Below are 21,707 nucleotides of genomic sequence, written 5' to 3'. Positions count from 1 at the left end.
GACACACGTACTGAGCGAAGGAGTGGCGCACAATGGCTGGTCGGCTCGCGGTCATCGGCTCGGGGCTCATGGGATCGGGCATCGCCCAGGTGGCGGCCCAGGCGGGATGGACGGTCACCATGCGGGACCTGGACCAGCCCTCGCTGGACCGGGGCACCGCGGCGATCCGCAGCTCGCTGGCGCGCTTCGTGACCAAGGAGCGGATCACCCAGGAGGAGGCGGACGCCGCCCTCGCCCGGGTCACCACGACCACCGAGCTCGACGCGGCCGCGGACGCCGACGTCGTGGTCGAGGCCATCTTCGAGAAGCTCGAGGCCAAGCACGAGGTCTTCCGCGCACTGGACAAGATCTGCAAGCCCGGCGCGATCCTCGGCACCAACACGTCGGCCATCCCGATCACCCAGATCGCTGCGGTCACCGAGCGCCCCGAGTCGGTCGTGGGCATCCACTTCTTCTCGCCGGTGCCGATGATGAAGCTGGTCGAGCTGGTCCGCGGCTACCAGACGTCCGACGAGACCCTGGCCACCGCCCGTTCCTTCGCCGAGGAGCTCGGCAAGACCTGCGTCGAGGTCAAGCGCGACGTGGCCGGCTTCGTCTCCAACCGGCTCTTCTCGGCCCTGCTGGTCGAGGCGATCAGCCTGGTCGAGTCCGGCGTCGTCAGCGCCGCCGACCTCGACACGGTCATGAAGCTGGGCTTCGGCCACGCCATGGGCCCCCTCGCCACGATCGACCTCACCGGCCTCGACGTGATGCTCAACGCCGCCGGCAACATCCACCGCGACACCGGCGACCCCAAGTTCTTCCCGCCCGAGCTGCTCCAGCGCATGGTCACGGCCGGCGACCTGGGCCGCAAGACGGGAAAGGGCTTCTACACCTACGAATAAAGACCATTTTGTCGCACCTGGTTGCATGGTGCTGACCGTCGCTCATTGGTGGACCCTTGTTGTTGCCCGGCCCGTCAGGGCCGGGTGGCATCTGGGCCGTCGGGTCACCGCCCACCGTTGCTGCCCCCTGTGTGAGGGCTTGCGGGAGTGTTAGCGGGGCCTGGCGGTCCGGGGCATCCCGACTGGCGACAGGGCTACTGCGCCGTTGAGCGCCCGTCAATGAGCGTCCGGCAGTGATGCCCCGGGACCTGGGTGCTTGTCCAGCTGATACGAGCAGCGAGGTCAAGCAGCTTTGAGTGTGCAACACGAGCCGGGGCCGGCGCGAATGTTCGCGGGTGTCGACTGGGCGCAGAACAATCACGTCGTGTGTGTGATCGACGACGAGGGTGAGGTCGTCGAGCGAGTCACGCTCGGCCATGACAAGGCTGGTATCACCCGGCTGATCACGCTGCTGTCCGATCATCGGGTGGCCGGGACGGGCATCGAACGCGGCGACGGGCCGCTGGTGACTGCCCTGCTGGCGGCCGGTGTGACGGTGTTCGTGATCGCGCCGTCACAGGTCAAGAACCTGCGGGGCCGGTACGGGTCGGCGGGTAACAAGGACGACCGGTTCGATGCGTTCGTGCTGGCCGATGTGGTCCGCACCGATCGGCGGCGGCTGGTCCCGCTGGTTGCTGACCGGCAGGACACACAAACCCTGCGGGCGTTGGTGCGGGCCCGCCAAGACCTGCTCGGGCATCGGCTGGCGATCGCCAACCAGCTGCGGGCGCATCTGCTGAGCGTGACGCCGGGCCTGGTAGGGCTGTTCGCGGAGCTCGACGCGCTGGTGTCACGGGCGTTCATCGCCGAGTTCGGTACTCAGGACGCCGTGGACGCACTGTCCGAGGCCGTGTTGACACCGTGGCTGAAAGCCCGCCACTACCACGTCAGAACCGCCGCGGCGCTGCTCGAACGACTCCGTGCGGCCGCGCCTGGTGTCCCGGGGGCCGGCCGGGCAGGCCTTGGCCGGGGTCACGCAGGTATACCTGACCGCGCTGAACACCGTCATCCAGCAGATCGACGCTGTCGAAGATCAGATCGCCGCTGCCCTGGCCGAACACCCCGACGCGGCGATCTTCACCTCGCTACCACGGGCCGGGACCCTCCGCGCGGCCTGGCTACTGGCCGAGATCGGTGACTGCCGGGGCCGGTTTGCCCACCGCGGCATCGCTGGCCGGGCTGGCCGGGGTCACCCCCTCGACCCGGCAATCAGGTAACACCCGCATCGTCGCGTTCCGCTGGGCCGTCGATAAACACCTGCGCAACGCCGTCTGCAACTTCGCCGGCGACAGCCGCCTGTCCAACCCCTGGGCCGCCGACCTCTACCGGCAAGCCCGCGCCCGCGGCAAAAAACACAACCACGCCGTCCGCATCCTGGCCCGCGCCTGGCTCACCGTGATCTGGAAATGCTGGACCACCAACACCCCCTACAACCCCGCCGAACACCGCGCCCTGCAAAACCTCCTCACCCCACCCCAGCCAACCGGTTGACACAGGGCACTCCCGCCGAGGCCGGCACCGGCGGGCCGAGGAGCTGGCGCTCCAGAGCAGCCCGCCGCAGCCTTCATTCTGCGTGAGTGGTTGCGCCTCGCCTCGGCCTTCGAGCGCCGCACCCTTGCCGACCCCGCGGCCACCCCGCACCTTCCGTGGTGGCGCCGCCGGGCCTGATCCCCCACGCGGCGGAGCAGGCCCGCCGATGTTCCCGGCTCAGCGCAGCGCCGCTGCGAGGTCGGCAGCGATCTCGAAGGTCGGTGCCGCCCTCGCGGTCTCGTCCGCGTCCAGCGCAATGGTCCCGAGGCGGGCCAGCATCGCCGTCGCGGTTCCCCGGTCGCCGAGTGTCAACGCCAGCTCGGCGCGGTACACCACCACCTCGGCAAGGGTGACGGGGTCGTCGCCGGCCCGTGGACGCGCCAGCGCGCTGTCGAGGATGCGGGCCGCCTGGCCGGCGTCGCCCTTGGAGTCGGCCAGAACGACGGCGTTCGCCAGCGTCGTGGCGAGCCGTCCGGCGGGTGCGGATGCTGCTGCGGGCCTCGCCGATTCGGGCCTCGTGTCCTGGAAGACCCGGATCCAGTTGCCGCCCGGGTCGACGATGCTGAATCCACCCACCCCCTCGGCGTTCCTGCGCGCCCGGGGCCGGGTCATCCGCGGGATTCCGGACACCAGGACCTTGCCGTACGCGGCCCGCATGCCGGCGGCGAAAGCCCGGTGCAGTGCCGCGATGTCCGAAGTGAGCACGAGACAGGAGCCGTAGGACTGCCCGGGGTCGAACCCGGGAAGCTCGAAGAACTGCAGGTGCAGGTCCTCGCGTCGCAGTCCCGCGCACGGATTGGGTCGGCGCTGGACGTACGTGGTGCTGAAGCCGAGCACCCCGTAGAAGGTGACGATGTCGTCGATCGACGCGCAGGGCAGCAGGGGCACGATCATCTCGTTGGCCATAGCTCAGTCCTAGGCGTCAGGACCCGTCCCGCGCCCATGGAAACAGCCGATCATCGCCGGCTACCGCCCGATCGGCCGAGGCGACCGCAGCCGGCGTGCGGCTGACGCGGGCCCAGGAACCTCGTCGCCTCGCACCAAAGGATTTCCCGTCGGCAGGCGCGGCCGGCGCCGGAACGCCGAACTCGTCGCGCGAAGGAGATCGCGAGCGGCGACAACTCAGGAGTCGACAGCTGACGGCGGGCGGCGACAACTCAGGAGTCGACAGCTGACGGCGGGCCGGTCGCACGGTTCGAGGTGACCGGCCCGGGCATCGGCACAAGCGCGGCCCGCCAGCCGGCAACACGCGACGCGGTCAGTTCTCGGCGGCGCGGTCAGTTCTCGGCGGCGCGCGGCGCGGTCAGTTCTCGGCGGGGCGCGGCGTGATCGTCGGGCGCGGGAGCATGCTGCCCGGCTGGCGGGGCGGGCCCGCCTCGAGCCAGGAGAGGAAGCCGGTGACGGTGGATTCGGCCATCGCGATCTCGATGGGGTCGCCGTGCTGGCGGCAGAGGAGGACGACCCAGTGGCCCGGCATGCTGAGGCGCTCGGGGCCTTCGGGGAGGCGGCGGCTCTCGACGGCCAGGATCTGGCGGTTGAGGACGCGCTTGGGGCGGACGCCGAAGCTGAACATGCGGTAGAAGCGGAGCTCGTCGCCCACGAAGCGGCCCACGCCGGTGGACCAGCCGCGGCCCGGGACCACCGTGGTGACCCGGACCTGCAAGCGGATGGCGCCGCTGCCGCGCATCAGCAGGCGGCTGCGGAAGTAGAGCAGGAAGAGGACGACAAGCAGCGCGGCGATGCAGATTCCGAGGATCTCCAGAACCCGCATCGTCACGTCAGTGCGCGTCGGGGGTGGCGGGGGTCGCGCTCTCGGCGAGGACCGTCACGCCGTTGGCGTCGATGGAGAGGAAGCCACCGGTGACGTCGTAGGTGAGCTGCTCACCGCCGCTCAGCTTGACGCGGACCTGAGAGGGCTCCTTGAGCAGGCCCAGGAGCGGCGAGTGGCCGGGCAGGACACCGAGCTCACCCTCGGTGGTGCGCGCGACGACCATCTCGGCGTCACCCGACCAGATCCGCTCCTCGACGGCGACGACCTGGACGTGCAGCTGGTTGGCCACGCTCTCTCCTTGTCAGCCCGGTGCGGGGGGCTCCGCAACCGTGGCCCAATTCTAAACGGCGCCGTGACACGCCGACGTGCCGGGTGACTGTGTTCACGGACTCGTCGGCCGCCGGCCGGCCCGAGGGCCCCGGCGCTGCGGCCGCCGCGGGCCCGCTAGGTGGCCTGGAGGAACTCGGGGTGGTCCAGCAGGAACGTGGTGACGGTGTCCTTCTGGACGGCCTCGAAGAAGTCGTCCGCCGAGTCCGCCAGCCCCTCGCCGAGGTAGTCGTCGCCGTTGAAGACCGAGCCGCCGGGCAGCTTGATGGTGGCCATGGCGGCCGGGTCGAGGGTGTGCAGGGCCAGCGCCCAGTCGACGATGTCGTGGCCGGCGCCGTCGAAGATGACCGCGTCGCCCGCCGCGCGCAGGATCGAGTCGAGCTTGACCGGGTTGCTCACCACGCCCTTGCTCAGCGCCTGCTCGGCGATGGCGCGGATGAACTGCTGCTGGTGGCGCTGCCGGTCGTAGTCGCTGTTGGGCAGGCCGTAGCGCTGCCGGACGTAGTCCAGGGCCTCCCACGCCTCGAGGTGGTAGGTGCCCTTCTTGTACGTCTTCTGCGGCCCGATGTAGGGGTGCTCGCAGCTGTTGTCGGCGCACTCGGGACGACGCGGGCGGGGCTTGCCGCTGGGCTGGAGGTGCTCCGACTTCACGACCTGGTCGATCGTCATCGTGACGCCGCCCATGGCCTCGACGATCTTCTTGAAGCCGTTGAAGTTGATGATGGCGCCGGCGTCGAACTCCTTGATGCCGGTGAGCTGGCTGACCGTCTTGGCGAGCAGCTCGAAGCCCTGCGTGACGTCGTGCTTGCCGTTGCCGACGCTGCTGCCCAGCGACATGGCGGCGTTGATCTTCGAGCGGCCGCCCCGGAAGCCGGTCTTCTCGAACGGCGGGATGTCGACCAGCAGGTCACGCGGGATCGAGAAGAGCTGCGCATCCTCCATCGACTTCGTGACGTGCACGATGATGATCGAGTCGGAGAGCGGCGGCTGGTCGTCGGAGCGCGGGTCGATGCCGACGAGCAGCAGGTTGAGCGGGCCCTTGATCTCGCTGACCTTCTTGGTCGTGGCGCCCGCCGCCGTGCCGCCGAGCAGGTCGGTGGTCTCGACCGCCCCCGCGTAACGGGCCATGAGCGCCTGACCGCCCACCAGGGCGCCGCCGCTGATCACCATGAGCACACAGCCGAAGACCGCGCACAGCCGCGCCCACAGGGGCGTCCGTCGCCAGGACTTCGTCTTGCCGCTTGTCGCCACTCGCTCCCCAACCGTCGACACCGGGATCCCCCGCGACCAAAGCGTCCATGGTGACGGAGACCGTCTGCGGGCTGCGCCAACATTAGCCGAAACATCGAAGAACTCTTCGCGTCCGGGCACCCGCGATACTCGTGATTAAACGGACAAAACACCGCGCGGACACGGGATGGCGCGGAGCGCGACGGGGCCCGTACCGACCGCACAAAGAAACGAGCCGCCCCGACCGGAGTCGGAGCGGCTCGTCACGGCACTGACCTGCGTCAGCCCTTCATGAGCTCGTGCGCGTTGCGCTCGAGGTCCTCGAGGCCACCGCACATGAAGAACGCCTGCTCGGGGAAGTGGTCGTACTCACCCTCGGCGATCTTCTTGAACGCCTCGATGGTCTCCTTCAGCGGGACCGTCGAGCCGGCGACACCGGTGAACTGCTCGGCGGCGTACGTGTTCTGCGAGAGGAAGCGCTCGATGCGGCGAGCCCGCTGCACCGTGACCTTGTCCTCCTCGGAGAGCTCGTCCATGCCGAGGATGGCGATGATGTCCTGCAGGTCCTTGTACTTCTGGAGGATCCGCTGGACCTCGCGGGCGACCGCGTAGTGCTCGGTGCCCACGTACTCGGGCGCCAGGATCCGCGAGCTGGAGGCCAGCGGGTCCACGGCGGGGTAGATGCCCTTGTCGGAGATCGACCGCTCGAGGTTGGTCGTCGCGTCCAGGTGGGCGAACGTGGTGGCCGGCGCCGGGTCGGTGTAGTCGTCGGCGGGCACGTAGATCGCCTGGAGCGAGGTGATGGCCTTGCCCCGGACGGAGGTGATGCGCTCCTGCAGCTGGCCCATCTCGTCGGCCAGGGTGGGCTGGTAACCCACGGCCGACGGCATGCGGCCGAGCAGCGTCGACACCTCGGAACCGGCCTGGGTGAACCGGAAGATGTTGTCGATGAAGAGCAGCACCTCCTGGTTCTGGACGTCCCGGAAGTACTCCGCCATGGTCAGGGCGGTCAGGGCGACGCGCAGGCGGGTGCCCGGCGGCTCGTCCATCTGGCCGAAGACCAGGGCGGTCTTGTCGAGCACGCCACCCTCGTCCATCTCGAGGATGAGGTCGTTGCCCTCGCGGGTGCGCTCACCCACGCCGGCGAACACCGACGTACCACCGAAGTTGCGGGCCACCCGGATGATCATCTCCTGGATGAGCACCGTCTTGCCCACGCCCGCGCCGCCGAACAGGCCGATCTTGCCACCGCGCACGTACGGCGCGAGCAGGTCGATCACCTTGATGCCGGTCTCCAGCATCTCGGTCTTCGGCTCGAGGTCCGCGAAGGCCGGGGCCTTGCGGTGGATCGGCCAGCGCTCCTGGATGTCCAGCGTCGAGGCGTCGGCGTTGAGCACGTCGCCCAGGGCGTTGAACACGTGGCCCTTGGTCACGTCGCCGACGGGCACCGAGATCGGCGCGCCGGTGTCGCTGACCTCGGCGCCCCGGACGAGGCCGTCGGTCGGCTGCATCGAGATGGCGCGGACCACGTTGTCGCCGAGGTGCTGGGCGACCTCGAGGGTCAGCGTCTTGGTGCCCTCGGAGAGGGTCACCTCGACGTGCAGCGCGTTGTAGATGTCGGGCATGGCGTCCCGGGGGAACTCCGCGTCGACGACCGGGCCGATGACCCGGACGACGCGGCCGGTGCCGGTCTCCGTCTTGGTGGGCTCAGCTACAGCAGTCATCACACATCACTTCCCGCTGCGGACAGCGCCTCGACGCCGCCGACGATTTCACTGATTTCCTGGGTGATCGCAGCCTGCCGCGCGGAGTTCATCTCGCGCGTGTACCGCTTGAGCAGGTCGTCCGCGTTGTCCGACGCGCTCTTCATCGCCCGGCGCCGCGACGCCGACTCGCTCGCCGCCGAGTCGAGCAACGCCGCGTAGATCCGGGTGTTGAGGTACTTCGGCAGGAGCGCGTCGAGCAACTCCTCGGCCTCCGGCTCGAACTCGTACGCCGCCCGCAGCCCCGGCTCGCGCTCCTTCTCCTCGACCTGCATCGGCGCCAGGAAACGCGCCTGCGGGCTCTGGGTCATGAGCGACTTGAACTGGGTGCTGACGATGTGCAGCTCGTCCACGCCCTGAATGCCGTCCGGGCCGTAGCTGTTGTCGGTGTCGTCCGCGCCGGCGACGAACGCCTCCAGCAGGGACTCGCCGATCTTGCGCGCGTCCTCGAACGTCGGGCGCTCGGAGAAGCCCGTCCAGCTGGCCGCCACCGGCCGGTTGCGGAACCGGTAGTAACCGAGTCCCTTCCGGCCGACGATGTACAGCGCCACGTCCTTGCCGTCCTCGCGCAGCCGCGCCAGCAGCTGCTCGGCGGTGCGGATGGCGTTGGCGTTGTAGGCGCCGGCCAGGCCCCGGTCGCTGGTGATCAGCAGGACACCCGCCCGCCGCACCCGCTCACGCGGCTGCAGCAGGGGGTTGTCCACCGACGCGTTGGACGCGAGCGCGGTCAGCACCTGCGTGATCGCCTCCGCGTACGGCTTGGAGGCGGTGACCCGCTCCTGCGCCTTGGCGATGCGGCTGGTGGCGACGAGCTCCTGAGCCTTGGCGATCTTCTTGGTCGACCGGACGGTGCGGATGCGCCGCCGGAGGGCCTGTACCTGACCGGCCATGGATCAGCGCTCGTCCGAGTTGGACCGGACCTCGCGGGTCACGGTCTCGCGGGGCTGGTCGCCCTCGAGCGGCTCGGCCGGGGCCTCGTTGAGGCCGCCGCCGGTCGCACCCGACTTGAACTGGCCCTTGAACTCCTGGACGGCCTTCTGCAGCAGGTCGACCGTCTCGTCGGAGAGCTTGCCACCGGCGGAGATGGTCGCGAAGGCGTCGCTGCGGTTGCGCTTGAACCAGTCGAGGAACTCGCCCTCGAAGCGCCGCACGTCGCCGACCTCGATGTCGTCGAGCTGGCCGGTGGTGCCGGCCCAGATGACGACGATCTGCTCGCCCGAGCTCAGCGGCGAGTACTGCGGCTGCTTGAGCAGCTCGACCAGGCGGACGCCCTTCTCCAGCTGGGCGCGCGACGCCCGGTCCAGGTCGGAGGCGAAGGCCGAGAAGGCCTCCAGCTCACGGAACTGGGCGAGGTCGAGGCGCAGGCGGCCGGAGACCTGGCGCATGCCGCCGACCTGCGCCGAACCGCCGACGCGCGACACCGAGGTGCCGACGTTGATGGCCGGGCGCACACCCGAGGCGAACAGGTCGCCCTCGAGGAAGATCTGGCCGTCGGTGATCGAGATGACGTTGGTCGGGATGTAGGCCGAGATGTCGCCGGCCTTGGTCTCGATGATCGGCAGGCCGGTCATCGAGCCGCCACCCAGCTCGTCGGAGAGCTTGGCGCAGCGCTCCAGCAGGCGGCTGTGCAGGTAGAAGACGTCACCCGGGTACGCCTCACGGCCCGGCGGGCGGCGCAGCAGCAGCGACACGGCGCGGTAGGCCTCGGCCTGCTTCGTCAGGTCGTCGAAGACGATCAGGACGTGCTTGCCCGCGTACATCCAGTGCTGACCGATCGAGGAACCGGTGTACGGCGCGATGTACTTGAAGCCGGCCGGGTCGGACGCCGGGGAGGCCACGATGGTCGTGTACTCCAGCGCGCCCTGCTCCTCGAGCGTGCCGCGGATGCTGGCGATGGTGGAGGCCTTCTGGCCGATCGCCACGTAGATGCAGCGCACCTGCTTGTCCGGGTCGCCGGACTCCCAGTTCGCCTTCTGGTTGATGATGGTGTCCAGCGCGACCGTCGACTTGCCGGTCTTGCGGTCACCGATGATCAGCTGGCGCTGGCCGCGGCCGATGGGGGTCATGGCGTCGATCGCCTTGATGCCCGTCTGCAGCGGCTGCTTCACCGGCTGGCGCGCCATGACGTTGGGCGCCTGCAGCTCGAGCTCGCGGAAGCCCTCGCTGGCGATCTCGCCCCGGTCGTCGAGCGGGTTGCCCAGCGCGTCGACCACGCGGCCCAGGTAGGCGTCGCCGACCGGCACGGAGAGGACGCGGCCGGTCCGCTTGACCTGCTGGCCCTCCTCGATGCCGGTGAACTCGCCCAGGATCACGACGCCGATGTCGCGGACGTCGAGGTTCAGGGCGACACCGAGGGTGCCGTTCTCGAATTCGAGGAGCTCGTTCGCCTGGGTCGAGGGCAGGCCCTCGACGTGCGCGATCCCGTCGCCCGCATCGGAGACGATGCCGACCTCCTCACGGGAGACCTCGGGCGTGTAGGACGAGACGTAGCGCTCTAGCGCCCCCCGGATCTCGTCCGAGGAGATGGTCAGCTCGGCCATCCTCTGCCTTCTCTAGTCGGCTCGGGGCGGTCGCCGCGCCCGAGGGCTTTCGGTGGCGTCGCCGCCGCCGAGGGGAAATGTCTTATTTGGCGAACGCCTGCCGGGCCGCGTTGAGCCGCCGCAGGATCGTGCCGTCGTAGAGATCGGAGCCGACCCGGACGCTGACGCCACCGATGATGGCGGGGTCCACATCGACCTTGAGCGAGACCTGCCGGCCGTAGATCTCGGCCAGCTTGGCGGCGAGCCGCTGCTCCTCGGCGTCGTCGAGGAGCTTGGCGACCGTCACATAGGCGACCTCGCGGTCACGCTTGGCGGCGGTCAGCTCCACGAGCTTGGTGAGCGAGCCGTCGAAGCCCCGGCCGCCGAAGCCCTCGAGCGCAATCTTGACGAGCTGGACCGTGGCGGCCGTCGACTTGCCCTTGAGCAGGTCCTCCACCAGCTTAGCGCGGCGGTCCGCCGGAGCCGACGGGTCACTGAGCGTGATCGCCAGCTGCGGGCTGCCCGACACGACCTGTCCGAAGCGGAACAGCTCGTCCTCGAGCTCGGCCAGCTTGCCGTCGCGGTCCGCCGCGGCCAGCACCGTGTCCACGCCCAGCCGCTCGGTGGCGTCCAGCAGCTCGCCCGGCGCCGAGAACCGGCCCGAGACGAGCGTGGCCACGGCGTCCACCGTGATCACGCTGAGCTTGCCGGAGACCAGCGACCGGAAGAGCCCGGACCGCTGCTCGCCGGAGCGGGAGGAGTCGGTCAGCGCGCGCCGCAGCCGCGGCTCGCCGCGCAGCAGCCGGGCCACCGCCAGGATTTCGTCGGCGATGGTGGCGAGCTGCGCGGCCGTGACCGTCCGCGTGTCCGCGGTCAGCTTCTCCGCGGCTGCGGCGTAGGACTCCCGGTTGACGGTCGCCATCAGCGCCCGCCCGTGCCGGCGCCGAGCTCGTTGATGAACCGGTCCACGGTGCCCCGGTTGCGGGCCTCGTCGGCGAGGGACTCCCCGACGATCTTCGACGCCAGGTCCACCGCGAGCGTGCCGACCTCGGAGCGCAGCTCCCGGACGATGCTCTCGCGCTGGGTCGCGAGCTGCTCGCGACCGGCGTTGATGATGCGGTCCGACTCCTCGCGGGCCTTGGCCAGGACGTCCTGACGGATGCCCTCGGCGTCGGCGCGCGCCTCGTCCCGGATGCGGGCGGCCTCGGTGCGAGCCTCGGCCAGCTGCGCGCGGTACTGCTCGAGCAGCTCGTTGGCCTCGGCCTGAGCGGCCTCGGCCCGCTTGATCCCGCCCTCGATCGCGTCCACGCGAGCGCGGAACGTCTTCTCCATCTGCGGGAAGACGAACTTCATGAGCACGAAGCACAGCAGCGCGAACGCCACGGTGCCGACCACGATCTCCTGCCAGATCGGGATGATCGGGTTGTGCGTGCTCTCTTCGCCGGCCTCAGCGGCCAGCAGGGTCAGAGAGTTGAGCATGAGCACCTCCTAGCGAGGGAAGGGCTTTAGAGGTTGCCCTGCCAGATGAAGCCGAAGGCGATGCCCAGCAGCGCGAGCGCCTCGATGACGGCGAAGCCGATCCAGACGTACGGGAGGGTCAGGCGCGACGACTCGGGCTGACGGGCGGTCGACTGGATGTAGGCCGAGAAGACCAGGCCCACGCCGATGCCGGGGCCGATCGCGGCAAGGCCGTAACCGATGGCGGCGGTGCTGCCCTCAACGGCGGCGACGATGTCCATTACAGATTCCTCCTGAGATCTCGCGTGAGGTTCACGCGGGACGACAACGGGTGTTACCAGACAGCTCGGGAACTCAGTGCTCGTCGGCGAGCGCGCCCTGGACGTAGCTCGCGGTCAGTACCGTGAACACGTACGCCTGCAGGCAGATGACCAGGAACTCGAGGAAGGTCAGCGCGATCGTCATGACCCACGAGACGACCGACACCGGGGCCAGCCAGGCGTTCGCGTTGATCATCGCGAAGCCGCCGAGCGTGAACACCAGCAGCAGCATGTGGCCGGCGAACATGTTGGCGAACAGACGCACGGCGAGCGAGAAGGGCCGCACCAGGAAGTTCGAGAAGAACTCGATCGGGATCAGCAGCGGCAGGATGAACCACGGCGCCGGCGGGATCAGGGCGTTCTTGAAGTACTTGAAGAAGCCGTGGTGCCGGATGCCGACCGCGATGAACATGACGTAGCTGATGACCGCGAGGATCGCCGGGAACGCGATGTGCGAGTTCGGCGAGATCTGGATCAGCGGCACGATGCCGAAGAAGTTGTTGACCAGGACGAACGCGAACAGCGTCGTCAGGTAGGGCGCGAAGGCGACGCCACGCGGCCCGATCATCTCGACCGCGATGTTGTTGCGCACGAAGCCGTACGCGCTCTCCGCCAGCCACTGCTTCTTGGTCGGAACCAGCTGCGGCTTCCGGTAGGAGACGAGGAAGAAGATGATGATGATCGCCGCGGCCACCCAGACCAGCGCGGTGACCTTGGTGAACCAGTAGGAGTCGTGCGCGTTCCACGGCAGGATGCTGGGCAGGTAGAAGTCCTCGACGCTGGGCGGGAACTCCGCTGCGAGGACCGTCGACGAACCAGTCACCGTAGCCCTTTCCTGTCAGGCGCCGAGCCGGCGCACGATGAGGTAGACGCCACCGGCCATACCGAGGACGGCGCCGATGCCGGCGAAGATGCCCCTGGTACCAACCCAGTGGTCGACCAGCCAGCCGATCCCGCCCCAGACCAACATGCCCGAAATGAGGTAGGCGACTGCCGTCATCCCCATGCCCGTGTCGGGCGGAGCTGGATCGTCGTCACCGTGGGAATCGTGGGGAGGTTTCTGACCGGCCATGACGGCAAGAAAGATATCAGTCGGAAACACGAAGCTAAGCGGGACCCCCCGCACAACCGCAGTTGTCCAGGCGTCAGGGGTCTCGCAACTGAAGAGACACCGTACTCCCCCTCCGCATTAACCGGACACCATTGCCGGGTTGCCGTCACCGTTTCGGGGACGAACCCGCACGAACGGTGCGCTGACCAGGGGGAACACCGGTGGTCAAGATCACTGTCGGCGCGTCGTGCGCGCCACCCACCAGATCTGCACGGCGGTCCATCCCGTCACGCCCGCCACGACTCCCAGGCCGAGCGAGGTCCGACCGGCCCACTCCGAGGAGACCACAAAAGCCAGGATGACGCCGAGCAACGAGTACTTCACCACGTAAGTGACCATCCCCAGCGGCATCAGGAGCGCCGGGCGGACGGTGTCGGCCCACGCCAGCACGAGCGTCGACATCGTGTAGCTGACCGTCACGATCAGGACGCCCGCGGCGGCGCCCAGCGCGGCGTCCGGCCCCGACACGAGGAAGCCCACCGAGGCGGCGCACATGAGCAGCGCGAACGAGAAGGCGCTCAGCAGCGGGAGGTGCTCGACCTTCCAGCGCGGGTCGGCCGGCAGCGGCGGCAGCTCCGGCAGCGGACCGTCGTCTTCCTCGCGCAGAAACTCAGGGGGAACCTCACTCGCGCTGCTCACAGCGTGCCTTTCCTAGGGGCTACCGAGCGTACCCGCCAGGGCCCCGGCGCCCGCGCCCGCGTACGCGGGATAGCGCCGCACCAACTCCGACACCGCGGCGGCGACCGGCTCCCCGCGCACCGCGGCGGCGATCAGCCCGGCGATCTCGCGCATCTCCCCCTCGCGCATCCCCTGCGTCGTCACCGCGGGCGTCCCGACCCGGATCCCCGACGCGACGGCGGGCGGCTCCGGGTCGTACGGGACGGCGTTCTTGGTGACCTCGATCCCGGCCCGCGCGCACCGCTGCTCGGCCTCCCGCCCGCTCATGCCGAGGTCGCGCAGGTCGGCGAGGACGAGGTGGGTGTCGGTCCCGCCGGTCACGGGGCGCAGGCCCTCGGCGGCGAGCCCGGCCGCGAGCGCCTGGCTGTTGCGGACGACCTGGTGGGCGTACCCCTGGAAGCCGGGGGTCGAGGCCTCCAGCAGGGCCACCGCCTTGGCCGCGACGACGTGCATCATCGGGCCGCCCTGGGTGAAGGGGAAGACCGCCTTGTCGATCCGCGCGGCCAGCTCGGCGCGGCACAGGATCAGGCCGCCCCGCGGCCCGCGCAAGGTCTTGTGGGTGGTCATGGTCACCACGTCCGCGTACGCCACCGGCGACGGCACCGCGCGCCCGGCGACCAGCCCGGCGAAGTGCGCCGCGTCCACCATCAGGTACGCGCCCACCTCGTCGGCCACGTCCCGGAACGCCTGGTAGTCGATGAGCCGCGGGTACGCCGTCGCCCCGCACAGGATCAGGCTCGGCCGGTGCGCGAGAGCGAGGTCACGCACCTCGTCGTAGTCGATCAGCTCGGTGTCGGGCCGCACCCGGTAGCCGACGGTCGGGAACCACTTGCCGGAGAAGTTGGCCTTGCTGCCGTGCGTCAGGTGGCCCCCGTGCGGCAGGTCCATGGCCAGGACGGTGTCGCCGGGCTGCACGAGCGCGGCGTAGGCGGCCATGTTCGCCGCCGAGCCGGAGTGCGGCTGCACGTTGACGTGGGCGGCCCCGAACACCTCCTGCGCCCGCCGGATCGCCAGTTCCTCGGCACGGTCGACCCACGAGCACCCGCCGTAGTAGCGCGCGCCCGGATAGCCCTCGGCGTACTTGTTGGTGAGCGTCGACCCGAGCGCGGCGAGCACGGCCGGCGACGTGAAGTTCTCGCTGGCGATCAGCTGGAGGGCGGCGTTCTGCCGGTCCCGCTCGCCCAGCACCACCTCGGCGATCTCCGGATCCTCGCGGCGCAGCGCGGCGAAGTCCGGACCCCAGACCGTGTCCATCGCACTCCCTCAAGCCGGCGTTGCCGCTGGTGAGAAGCATATGTCCCGGGCACACGGGCACAGTGGGAGTTATGCGAATCCTCGTCACCGGCGCCACGGGCTACATCGGTGGCCGCCTCGTCCCTCGCCTGCTCGCGGCCGGTCACGAGGTGCGCGCCCTGTCCCGCAGCGCGGCGCGGCTCCGGGACGTCCCGTGGGCGAAGCAGGTGGAGATCGTCGAGGGCGATCTGACCGACGCCGAGTCGCTGCGCCCCGCGTTGAGCGGCGTGGACGCCGCCTACTTCCTGGTCCACTCGCTGGGGATGCGCGACTTCGAGCGCCGGGACCGCGAGGCGGCCGGCAACTTCGCCCGCATCGCCCGCGAGGAGAAGGTCGGACGGATCGTCTACCTCGGCGGCCCGGAGGTGCCCGAGCGCAAGAAGCCGTCCGCCCACCTGCGCTCCCGCGCCGAGGTCGGCCGCATTCTGCTCGGCAGCGGAGTGCCGACCGTCGTGCTGCGCGCCCCGGTGATCATCGGCTCGGGCTCGGCGTCGTTCGAGATGCTGCGCCACCTGACCGAGCGGCTGCCGATCATGGTCACCCCGCGGTGGGTACGCAACCGCATCCAGCCCATCGCCGTCCGCGACGTGCTCCGCTACCTCGTCGCCGCGGCCGGGCTGCCGCCGGAGGTCAACCGCGGCTTCGACATCGGCGGGCCGGACGTGCTGACCTACGCCGAGATGATGCAGCGGTACGCCCGCGTGGCCGGCCTCCGCCGCCGCGTCATCGTCCCGCTCCGCCCGCTGAGCCCGTGGCTCTCGGCGCACTGGGTCGGCGCGATCACCCCGGTGCCCAACAGCATCGCGCGCCCGCTCGTGGGCAGCCTGATCCACGAGGCCGTGGCGCACGAGCACGACATCGCCGAGTACGTGCCCGGCGAGCACCCGGTCGGCTTCGACGAGTCGGTCCGGCTGGCCCTCGCCAAGATCCGCGACGCCGACGTGGAGACCCGCTGGTCCAACGCCTCGGGCCGGGACGCGGACGCCGAGCCGCTGCCGAGCGACCCGGGCTGGTCCGGCGGCACGATCTACAAGGACGAGCGCTGCATCGAGGTGGACGCCCCGGTGGCCGCGCTGTGGCGGGTCATCGAGGGGGTCGGCGGGGAGAACGGCTGGTACTCGTTCCCGCTCGCCTGGTCGGTCCGGGGCTGGCTGGACCGCCTGGTGGGCGGCGTCGGGCTGCGCCGCGGCCGGCGCGACCGGGACCACCTCTACGTCGGCGAGGCGCTCGACTGGTGGCGGGTCGAGGAGATCCAGCCGGGCGAGCTGCTGCGGTTGCGCGCGGAGATGAAGGTCCCGGGCCGCGCCTGGCTCGACATGTACGCCGAACCGGGGCCGGACGGCACGAGCGTCTACCGCCAGCGGGCGCTCTTCGTGCCCCGCGGCCTGGGCGGGCACGCCTACTGGGCGAGTGTCGTGCCCTTCCACGCGTTCATCTTCAAGGGCATGGCCCGCAACATCGCCCGGCAGGCCGCTAGGAAGCCGCCGCCCGGGACAGCCGATCCCGGACGGCGAGCCACTCCTCCGTCTCCGGCGGCGCCTGCACGATGATCGTGGCGACCCCGCGATCGTCCAGCCGGTGCAGCGCGGCGTAGAGATCGGCGGCATACTCCCGGGGATCGGAGCTGAGCACCTCCGCCCCCGGGAGGTCGACGTAGGTCAGCGCCCCGGCGCCATCCGGAATTTCTGAAATGTCGGATGCGAGCACCAGCCGCGCACGCGGCGCGTAGTGCCGCTTGCTCATCCCGGGTGAAGGCCGGGCCGACCCGTCGGCCACCTCGTCGGGCAGCGCCAGCTTGCCCGTTATATCGCGAATGTCCCGCAGCGGCAGGGCGCCCGGCCGCAGCAGCCGCGGCACCGGGCCGGTGAGGTCCACCACGGTCGACTCGATGCCCCACGACGCCGGTCCTCCGTCCAGCACGAGCGGCACATCCGGCAGGCTGCGCATGACGTGCTCGGCCGTCGTCGGCGAGATGCTCTCCGACTTGTTCGCGCTCGGAGCGGCCAGCGGGATCCCGGCGGTTGTCAGGAGACCCAGCGCCACCTCATGGGCGGGGATCCGGATGGCGATCGTGCCACCGGTTTTTGCGCCGACCTCGGGCAAATGCCCGGCCCTGCGGACCACGAGCGTCAGCGGTCCGGGCCAGAAGCGCGCGGCGAGCTCGTCGGCCACGGCGGGCCAGGAGGCGGCAAGCGATCGGGCGGCGGCGACGTCGGCGACGTGCACGATGAGCGGGTTCCACGAGGGACGGTTCTTCAGGCGGTAGATCTCCGCCACGGCGGCGGCGGAGAAGGCGTCGGCACCCAGGCCGTACACGGTCTCGGTGGGGAAGGCGACCACCGAGCCGGCGCGCAGCAGCTCGGCAGCCCGGCGCAGCCCGTCGGCGTCGGGAAGAACGATCACGGCAGCCTGCCGGCTCGCCGACGGTGGAAAGGACGGACGATCACGCGGACCTCGGCGCTCCCGGCAGCAGCGCGTCGACCACGGCGTAGACCGACTCGTCGATGTCGTCCGCGACGCGCTGGAAGGTCTGGTCGCCGCGTCCCCACGGGTCGTCGAGATCGTCGCCGGGGGTGGGCTCGTCGTCGCCACGCTGCTGGTCCGCGGCGGCGACCACCGCGGCCGCCCGGACGCCGAAGGTCCGCTCGTCGAGCCCGGCCGGCGGCAGCGCCGACGCGTCGAGCTCGCGCAGCAGCCGCGCGAAGTGGGTCAGCACGAACGTGCGGCCGGTGGCGTCCGGCACGAGCGAGTGCACGTAGTCGGCCTGGTCGGCGGTGGCCGTGAGGACCAGATCGGCCTCGGCCAGCTGGGCGCCGGTGAGCTTGCGGGCGGCGAAGCCGTCGGGGCTGCCCCCGCGCAGCCGGATCTGCCGGGCCGCGGGCGGGTTCATCTCCTCGCCCTCGTGCCAGCCGCCCGTGCCGGCGCTGCGGCTGACCAGCAGCTCGCCGATCCGGGCGTCGGGGGCCAGCTTGGCGAGGCGCTGCTCCGCCGCGAGCACGAGGAGCCGCTCCGCCATGGGCGAGCGGCAGATGTTGCCCATGCACACGTGCAGCACGGTGAACGCCATGTCAGGACCCCGCGGCCACGATGTCCGGCACGACGTCGCGCAGCTTCTCCAGCGGGATCGCCCCGGCGCGCAGCAGCTGCGGCACGTCGCCGGTCACGTCGACGATCGTGCTGGGCGCCGGGTCGTGCGCCTCGCCGGCCTCCAGGTAGATGCGGACCGCATACTCCAGCTGGTCGCGCGCCTCCTCGGCGGTGCGCGGCGCGGGCTGCCCGGCCTTGTTGGCCGACGTCACGGCCATCGGGCCGACCTCGCGCAGCACCTCGAGCGCGACCGGGTGCAGCGGCATCCGCACGGCCACCTGCCCGCCGGTCTCGCCCAGGTCCCACTGCAGGCTCGGCGAGTGCTCGACGTAGATGGTCAGGGCGCCGGGCCAGAACGCGTCGGCCAGCTCCCGAGCCGCCTTGGGCAGCGAGTAGACCAGGCCGTCGAGGGTGTGGCGGGAGCCGACGAGCACCGGCGGCGGCACCCGGCGGTCGACGCCGCGGGCCGTCTGCAGCGCGGAGACGGCGTGCGCGGTGAAGGCGTCGGCACCCACGCCGTAGACGGTGTCGGTCGGCATGACGACGAGCTCGCCGCTCTTGACCGCCTCGACGGCTGCGGCCACGCCGCGATCGCGCTCTGCCACGGACCGGCAGTCGTAGAGCATCACGAGATGCAGTCTGCCACGGCAGTCGCGAATCGAGGGCGGCCGGTCAGGTCGAGATGCGCGGTCACCTCGGTGAAGCGCCCGTCCGCCCGCAGCAGGTCCGGGACGGCGGAACCGTGCACGTCGTCGTGCTCGATGCCCACCACGCCGCCCGGGCGCAGCAGCGCGGCGGCGAGCCGGATCACCGGCCGGATCACGCCCAGGCCGTCGGCACCCCCGAACACCGCTTCCGCCGGGTCGTGGTCGGCCACTTCCGGAGGTACGGGCGTCCCGTCCGGCACGTACGGCGGGTTGCACAGCACCACGTCCACCCGGCCGCGCAGCCCCGCAAGCAGGCCGGGGTCCGTGACGTCGCCGGGCTCCACGCGTACGGACGGGAACGTCGCGGCATTGCGCCGCAGGAAGCCCAGCGCGTCCGCCGACCGTTCCACCGCGACGACCAGCCCGGGCTCCGCCTCGTCCGCCACCGACAGCGCGATCGCCCCGCTGCCGCTGCACAGGTCGACGACCGTCGCGCCGGGGGCGGTGTGCTCGATGCCCCAGCCGGCCAGCAGCTCGGTCTCGGGCCGCGGCACGAACACCCCGTCGCCGACCGCCAGTTCCCGATGCCGGAACGCGGCCGTGCCGAGCAGGTGCTGCAGCGGGACGCGTTCCGCCCGCCGCGCGACGAGCTCCCGCAGCCGGCTCGCCTCGTCCGCCCGCACGGCGTCGATCAGCATGAGCCGCCCCCGGCCGACGCCCAGCACGTGGGCGGCGAGGAGCTCGGCGTCCACTCTCGGGGACGCGACCCCCGCGGCGGCGAGTTCCTTCGCCGCCGCGACCAGCACGGGGGCGAGCCGCGTGCGGTCGGCGGGATCCGAGGGGTGTTCATGCGCGTCTGTCACGGCATAATCATGGAACGCCGTCTCGCGGCGGCGGCCTGCCGGGTCGTCGTGGTGGGCCGGGGGTGCGGTGACCCGCGTCGGCAGGAGGGGCCTGAATGGCCGTGGCGGTCTCATGACCTGGTTGGACCAGCTTCCCGACAGCGTCGACGACCTGCGCCGGGCCGGCGAGCTCCAGCAGGGCGGCCGCTCGGCGGAGGCGCTGCCCATCCTCGACAAGGTCCTCGAGGCCACCACCGACCCGCTCACCCGGGCCTACGCGCTCGTCCAGCGGTTCGGCGCGCTCATCAACCTGGGCCGCGTCGCGGAGTTCGCGTCCGCCATGACGCTGGCGTCCAACGCCGTGCACGAGACCATGGACCCCTACCTGCGGGGTCAGATGCACGCGTTCGCCGCGCTCGGCGCCCACCTGCAGAGCGCGCTCGACCGCGGCGTCACGCACCTGGTCCAGGCGTCGCGGGCGCTGGCGGCGGTGCCCGACGGCGACACCGAGACCGCGTGGGGCTGGCACGACCTGGCCATGGCGTACTCGTACCTGGGCTTTCACGGGCACGCGCTGACCGCCATCGAGCAGGCCCGCCAGGTCGGCGCCGCGGCCGGGATGACGCCGGAGCTCTTCGCCGCGCCCGGCATCCGGCTGCGCAACGCGGTCGCCCTCGACCACCAGGGCGACACCGACGGCTGCCTGCGGGTGCTGCGCGACATCGACGCCGAGCTGACCCGGTACGTCGCGACGGGCGCCGACTCGCGCCTGCGGCCCAGCACGTTCCCCGTCTTCGGCTACGCCCTCGCGCGGCGGGCGGCCCTGGGCGAGAGCACGGACACCGACGTCTTCCCGCTGCTCAACGCGGGCGGCGACAGCGTGCGCTCGCGCGACCTGCGGCACCTGGGCAGCGTCTGCCTCGACATCGCGGCCGGCCGGCCCCAGCGGGCGCTGCGCAAGCTGGACGCCGTGCCGGTGTCGCCGGAGATCCTCGGCCCGGCCGAGCCCGCCCGGCTGCGCAGCATCTGCTACGCGGTGGCGGGCGAGCACGAGGCCGCCCACGCCGCCGACCGGTACGCCTTCCGCCTCGCCGCCCAGCGCATCGACCGCCTGCGCGAGGGCTATCTCGACGGGGTGGCCGCCCGCCTGGACGCGCAGGAGACCCACCGCGATCCGGGGCGCTACGGCGACGAGACGCTCACCGACCCGCTCACCGGCCTGCCCAACCGCCGCCAGCTCGAGCGCTACGTGTCCGCGATGCTGGCCCGCGGCGAGCGCGCCGCCATCGGGGTGTGCGACCTGATCGGCTTCACCGCGGTCAACGCCCGCCACGGCCGGCACTGCGGAGACCTGGTGCTGCAGCGCATCGCCGGCGTGCTGAACAGGGTGATGCGCCGCGGCGACTTCGTGGCCCGCTTCGCCGGCGACGAGTTCGTGGTGGTGCTGCCCGGCGCCGGGCCGACCCAGGCCCTCGAGGTGTCCCGCCGGATCAGCGCCGCGGCCGCCGGGGAGAACTGGCAGGTGCTCGTGCCCGGCACCCCGATCGGGCTCGCGGCCGGCTGGGCCGAGGTGGGTCCCGATCAGCGCAATCTGAGCGTGGCGCTGGCCGCGGCCGCCGCCAACCGGACCCCGGCCTGACCGGAACGGTCCTAAGCTCTCGCCGTGGCGGTCATCGAGCTGGGACTGATCACCGGCGACGACGAGGAGGAGCCTCCGCCGCGCCGGCGCACCGGCCTGCCGCGCGGCGAGCTGCGGACGATCCTGGCGGCCCTGGTCGCACTCGGCTGCCTGCTCGGGGTCACCGCCTCGATCCCGCCGGGCGGGGAGCCGATCCGCACGCTCTGGAGCATCCCCTACCGCAACGACGGCAACACCTTCCTGCTCTCCGGCGACACGGTCCTCGTGCTGCTGTCCGACACCGAGCTGACGGCCTACGACCTCCGGTCGGGCACCCCCCGCTGGACCCTGCGCGCGCCGGACGGCGGGCTGTGGCCGGCCGTCGTGACCCCGGACCTGCTGCTGGTCTCCTGGTCGGTCCCCGACCAGAGCGCGACCTCGCTGATCAACGAGACCAGCGCGGTCGATCCGGCCACGGGCCGCACGCTGTGGCGCCGGCCCGGCCAGAATTCCGGCCTCGTCGCCGGCCACGTCCTGCTGACCGACTGGTCCGACGAGATCGGCGGGGCGCGCGGCTTCCGGATGGTGCG

Annotated in this window: 23 protein-coding genes and 1 pseudogene; 6 read left to right on the top strand and 18 right to left on the bottom strand. The window is 71.2% G+C overall.

Features of this window, described 5'->3' with window-relative positions; translation table 11 throughout:
• The first annotated feature begins 32 nt into the window (after positions 1 to 32).
• The 3 genes from RBH18_RS00120 (at position 33) to RBH18_RS00110 (ending at position 2,414) form a co-directional block, all read left to right on the top strand.
• Complete coding sequence (locus tag RBH18_RS00120) at positions 33 to 884, top strand: 3-hydroxyacyl-CoA dehydrogenase family protein (protein WP_306203706.1); 852 nt, start codon at positions 33 to 35, stop codon at positions 882 to 884.
• 298 nt (positions 885 to 1,182) lie between these two features.
• Positions 1,183 to 2,061, top strand: a complete 879-nt coding sequence (locus tag RBH18_RS00115) for an IS110 family transposase (RefSeq protein ID WP_306203705.1) — start codon at positions 1,183 to 1,185, stop codon at positions 2,059 to 2,061.
• Complete coding sequence (locus RBH18_RS00110) at positions 2,058 to 2,414, top strand: transposase (protein ID WP_306203704.1); 357 nt, start codon at positions 2,058 to 2,060, stop codon at positions 2,412 to 2,414. Before RBH18_RS00115 ends, RBH18_RS00110 begins: the two co-directional genes overlap by 4 nt.
• A 216-nt stretch (positions 2,415 to 2,630) precedes the next feature.
• Here the strand turns inward: RBH18_RS00110 and RBH18_RS00105 are convergent, their stop codons facing one another.
• From RBH18_RS00105 to RBH18_RS00040, 14 genes are all read right to left on the bottom strand, one after another.
• A complete protein-coding gene (locus RBH18_RS00105) occupies positions 2,631 to 3,359 on the bottom strand; it encodes a VOC family protein (RefSeq protein WP_306203703.1) in 729 nt (242 codons plus the stop codon).
• 397 nt (positions 3,360 to 3,756) lie between these two features.
• Complete coding sequence (locus RBH18_RS00100) at positions 3,757 to 4,224, bottom strand: DUF2550 domain-containing protein (RefSeq protein WP_306203857.1); 468 nt, start codon at positions 4,222 to 4,224, stop codon at positions 3,757 to 3,759.
• A gap of 7 nt (positions 4,225 to 4,231) precedes the next feature.
• Positions 4,232 to 4,513, bottom strand: coding sequence for a F0F1 ATP synthase subunit epsilon (locus RBH18_RS00095; RefSeq protein ID WP_305789552.1), 282 nt, complete (start codon positions 4,511 to 4,513; stop codon positions 4,232 to 4,234).
• Between the two features lie 155 nt (positions 4,514 to 4,668).
• Positions 4,669 to 5,802 carry an LCP family protein gene (locus RBH18_RS00090; protein WP_372338808.1) on the bottom strand — a complete coding sequence of 378 codons (1,134 nt, stop codon included), beginning with the start codon at positions 5,800 to 5,802 and terminating at the stop codon, positions 4,669 to 4,671.
• 260 nt (positions 5,803 to 6,062) lie between these two features.
• Positions 6,063 to 7,505, bottom strand: coding sequence for a F0F1 ATP synthase subunit beta (gene atpD, locus RBH18_RS00085; RefSeq protein WP_372338807.1), 1,443 nt, complete (start codon positions 7,503 to 7,505; stop codon positions 6,063 to 6,065).
• Positions 7,505 to 8,434, bottom strand: coding sequence for a F0F1 ATP synthase subunit gamma (locus tag RBH18_RS00080; protein ID WP_306203701.1), 930 nt, complete (start codon positions 8,432 to 8,434; stop codon positions 7,505 to 7,507). The genes atpD and RBH18_RS00080 overlap by 1 nt, the downstream gene beginning before the upstream one ends.
• A 3-nt stretch (positions 8,435 to 8,437) precedes the next feature.
• The gene (gene atpA / locus RBH18_RS00075) at positions 8,438 to 10,084 is read right to left on the bottom strand and encodes a F0F1 ATP synthase subunit alpha (protein ID WP_306203700.1); all 1,647 of its coding nucleotides are present in this window, start codon (positions 10,082 to 10,084) and stop codon (positions 8,438 to 8,440) included.
• 82 nt (positions 10,085 to 10,166) lie between these two features.
• Positions 10,167 to 10,988: a F0F1 ATP synthase subunit delta gene (locus RBH18_RS00070; protein ID WP_306203854.1), complete on the bottom strand. Its 822-nt coding sequence runs from the start codon at positions 10,986 to 10,988 to the stop codon at positions 10,167 to 10,169.
• Complete coding sequence (locus RBH18_RS00065; protein WP_306203853.1) at positions 10,985 to 11,530, bottom strand: F0F1 ATP synthase subunit B; 546 nt, start codon at positions 11,528 to 11,530, stop codon at positions 10,985 to 10,987. The genes RBH18_RS00070 and RBH18_RS00065 overlap by 4 nt, the downstream gene beginning before the upstream one ends.
• Before the next feature lie 38 nt (positions 11,531 to 11,568).
• On the bottom strand, positions 11,569 to 11,802 hold the full coding sequence (locus RBH18_RS00060) for an ATP synthase F0 subunit C (RefSeq protein ID WP_305789548.1): 234 nt from the start codon (positions 11,800 to 11,802) through the stop codon (positions 11,569 to 11,571).
• A 73-nt stretch (positions 11,803 to 11,875) separates the two neighbouring features.
• Positions 11,876 to 12,664: a F0F1 ATP synthase subunit A gene (gene atpB, locus RBH18_RS00055; protein ID WP_306203699.1), complete on the bottom strand. Its 789-nt coding sequence runs from the start codon at positions 12,662 to 12,664 to the stop codon at positions 11,876 to 11,878.
• Between the two features lie 15 nt (positions 12,665 to 12,679).
• Entirely contained in the window at positions 12,680 to 12,913 is a 234-nt protein-coding gene (locus RBH18_RS00050; RefSeq protein ID WP_306203851.1) for an AtpZ/AtpI family protein, read from the bottom strand.
• Positions 12,914 to 13,123: 210 nt separating this feature from the next.
• Positions 13,124 to 13,591: a hypothetical protein gene (locus tag RBH18_RS00045; protein WP_306203697.1), complete on the bottom strand. Its 468-nt coding sequence runs from the start codon at positions 13,589 to 13,591 to the stop codon at positions 13,124 to 13,126.
• A 12-nt stretch (positions 13,592 to 13,603) separates the two neighbouring features.
• Positions 13,604 to 14,884, bottom strand: coding sequence for a serine hydroxymethyltransferase (locus RBH18_RS00040; RefSeq protein ID WP_306203696.1), 1,281 nt, complete (start codon positions 14,882 to 14,884; stop codon positions 13,604 to 13,606).
• A 71-nt stretch (positions 14,885 to 14,955) separates the two neighbouring features.
• On the opposite strand from RBH18_RS00040, the gene RBH18_RS00035 reads away from it, so the two are divergent.
• A complete protein-coding gene (locus RBH18_RS00035; RefSeq protein ID WP_306203695.1) occupies positions 14,956 to 16,473 on the top strand; it encodes an SDR family oxidoreductase in 1,518 nt (505 codons plus the stop codon).
• Here the strand turns inward: RBH18_RS00035 and RBH18_RS00030 are convergent.
• Genes RBH18_RS00030 through prmC form a run of 4 tightly spaced genes read right to left on the bottom strand, consistent with a single transcriptional unit; the run spans position 16,397 to position 19,520 of the window.
• Complete coding sequence (locus RBH18_RS00030) at positions 16,397 to 17,326, bottom strand: L-threonylcarbamoyladenylate synthase (protein WP_306203694.1); 930 nt, start codon at positions 17,324 to 17,326, stop codon at positions 16,397 to 16,399. The two genes, RBH18_RS00035 and RBH18_RS00030, sit on opposite strands and share 77 nt — an antisense overlap.
• 40 nt (positions 17,327 to 17,366) lie before the next feature.
• Positions 17,367 to 17,990 carry an arsenate reductase/protein-tyrosine-phosphatase family protein gene (locus RBH18_RS00025; protein WP_306203693.1) on the bottom strand — a complete coding sequence of 208 codons (624 nt, stop codon included), beginning with the start codon at positions 17,988 to 17,990 and terminating at the stop codon, positions 17,367 to 17,369.
• Between the two features lies 1 nt (position 17,991).
• Positions 17,992 to 18,636, bottom strand: a complete 645-nt coding sequence (locus RBH18_RS00020) for an L-threonylcarbamoyladenylate synthase (protein WP_306203850.1) — start codon at positions 18,634 to 18,636, stop codon at positions 17,992 to 17,994.
• Positions 18,636 to 19,520: a peptide chain release factor N(5)-glutamine methyltransferase gene (gene prmC, locus RBH18_RS00015; protein ID WP_372338806.1), complete on the bottom strand. Its 885-nt coding sequence runs from the start codon at positions 19,518 to 19,520 to the stop codon at positions 18,636 to 18,638. Before prmC ends, RBH18_RS00020 begins: the two co-directional genes overlap by 1 nt.
• Positions 19,521 to 19,632: 112 nt before the next feature.
• Here prmC and RBH18_RS00010 point away from each other — a divergent pair, with 112 nt between their 5' ends.
• Together RBH18_RS00010 and RBH18_RS00005 are read left to right on the top strand one after the other, a co-directional pair.
• Positions 19,633 to 21,138 carry a GGDEF domain-containing protein gene (locus RBH18_RS00010; protein ID WP_306203692.1) on the top strand — a complete coding sequence of 502 codons (1,506 nt, stop codon included), beginning with the start codon at positions 19,633 to 19,635 and terminating at the stop codon, positions 21,136 to 21,138.
• 24 nt (positions 21,139 to 21,162) lie between these two features.
• A pseudogene (locus RBH18_RS00005) lies at positions 21,163 to 21,707 on the top strand (hypothetical protein); the annotation flags it as partial.

It is taken from the genome of Actinoplanes oryzae, from assembly GCF_030757795.1.
In the GTDB taxonomy this organism is placed as follows: domain Bacteria; phylum Actinomycetota; class Actinomycetes; order Mycobacteriales; family Micromonosporaceae; genus Actinoplanes.
This window is presented reverse-complemented; position numbering and strand designations above follow the sequence as displayed.